This window comes from Bathymodiolus platifrons methanotrophic gill symbiont, assembly GCF_002189065.1.
In the GTDB taxonomy this organism is placed as follows: Bacteria; Pseudomonadota; Gammaproteobacteria; order Methylococcales; family Methylomonadaceae; genus Methyloprofundus.
The window spans coordinates 1-1899 of record NZ_BDMN01000173.1; the positions used below are offsets into that span (position 1 = coordinate 1).

The following is a 1899-nucleotide window of genomic DNA, read 5'->3' on the forward strand; positions in this document are numbered from 1 at the left end:
AGTGTGATGATGATTTCGTTAGTATTCTTATCAATAAATCAGATAAAGAAATATCAGACCCCGTCTTTACTACTCCCGAAAACAACAAACGGCGAACGGCTAAAAAAGAAGAAAATGAAGGACAAGATTTCTCTGTTCACATGGTAATTAAATTGCCAAATGAGGATATTGACACCGCACTCGTACTTATAGAATACTGCCAAGGATTAACTATTTCAATGATTAAGGAGGTTTTAAAAAAAATCCTTAGTGATGCAAAAGAAATATCACCCGAGTACTTTAAACAACTGCACCCCGATGGATCTAGAGATGATGACGGCAATCAAAAAAAGTACAATGTGACTTTTACATGTGACTTTAGTGGGCATCCCTCAAACGAATTCATAGATGATTTAAATAACGGGAAAGTTCAGTTTATTGAGTTAATAACAGAGGAAGATCGGTGTACACCCTTTGATGAAGAAGCGTATTTTCAAAAAAAGCATAAAACAGTTGTACTAACTACCAAAGATAAGAAAATTCCAAATATATATTCTAAAATTAAGAATTTAATAAGCAAAAAAACAGATTATCAGAAAGCAAAAGTGAAATTTATGACAAAAGATAATATGAATAAAACTCTGGAAATATTTACAGATGAGGGCACAATGGCTTATCTAAAAAAGGTAAAATTGGATGATTTCGGAATTGATTTGAAATCATCTTACGAGAAAATTAATAAGCCTATCCTCGGCAAAATGAAAGAATTGCTACTATCTGAAACATCATGATTAGGCATCTTTTGCGTCCATTCTCTTATCTTTCTATTGAGCATGAACTCAAAAAGAAAGTAGATTGGAATTACCCTTGCTCACTCTCAATAATCTCCACTGGTCTTGCATTTTGGCTGCAACAATTTGCTCATATATCTTTGTATGCTGATAGTGGCATGATTTCTAAGATCCTTAATTTTGTACAAGTTTTACCAGGATTTTATATTGCAGCTTTAGCAGCAATAGCAACCTTTAATAGGATAGATATAGATAAGATAATGCCTTCTCCGGCCCCAAAAATAGGTATGTTTATTCAAGGAAATAATGTAGTTATTGAGCTAACTAGTGCCTGCACGAAAAGCCATTTTTTTAAAAATGCCCTACTTAATTTAATGAATTATTTTTTAAATTTTGATTCAGCTTCGCTAAAAACTCATCAACTCTTACGAGTTTTATTAGTACAGTGCCGTTTTTCCACTTTTTAGACACACCAAACCCTCAGTAAGATCACTTTCTTAAAAAAAACTTAAGCGGCTTGCTTTTTTTCTTCGGCCAATCGTTGTCGTTCCATGTCCCGTTTGATTGCGCCCACTTTTTGTATATTTCTTGATAATATGGCTAATGCGGTATATCGCTCAAAACCTTCAATTCCATGGTCACGACATTTACTCAATCCATGAACCTGTCGTGCGTTTATGGCCGATTCGACGGCCGAGTGTTTCTTTTTGGCTTGTTTGAATTCTTCGGCATATTCACGCGGCTGATCCTTGATTGATAATTTTCCTTTCTTCGGTAACGTCACTTCATCTAATATCTCTTTTAATCCACTTTGATTACTTTTGCTATGAAAGCCTTTATCAAAGCTGCATGCGTTGAATTCCGAAAATTTTGCTTGAGTCAACTTGACCATTTCAATGGCTACTTTGTCATCGGTTTCTTTTTGCATGACTTTATGATGTAGTATGAATCCATGATAGTCTTCCATAATACAAACGCGTATGCCCAACTCAACCGGCACACCGGCTTTGCCTTTACTGATCCATTCGGTATGCGGTTGAAATAATGAAAATACTTTTTCATCGTGCGGGATGGTTTCTCCCTCAATGACACGTCGTCTAATCTGGTCGACTTGCCGATCACCATGCTG

2 protein-coding genes and 1 pseudogene are annotated in these 1899 nt (G+C 35.6%); 2 read left to right on the plus strand and 1 reads right to left on the minus strand.

The features are described from left to right. Both CDZ78_RS21920 and CDZ78_RS10555 read left to right on the plus strand, forming a co-directional pair. The coding region (locus CDZ78_RS21920) for a hypothetical protein (protein ID WP_087869981.1) at window positions 1-770 on the plus strand (770 nt) is incomplete at its 5' end. Beyond that, the gene (locus CDZ78_RS10555) at window positions 767-1237 is read left to right on the plus strand and encodes a hypothetical protein (RefSeq protein WP_087869982.1); all 471 of its coding nucleotides are present in this window, start codon (window positions 767-769) and stop codon (window positions 1235-1237) included. The genes CDZ78_RS21920 and CDZ78_RS10555, both read left to right, overlap by 4 nt. Window positions 1238-1278: 41 nt before the next feature. On the opposite strand, the pseudogene CDZ78_RS21925 reads toward CDZ78_RS10555, so the two are convergent. After that, window positions 1279-1899, minus strand: a pseudogene (locus CDZ78_RS21925) (ISNCY family transposase); the annotation flags it as partial.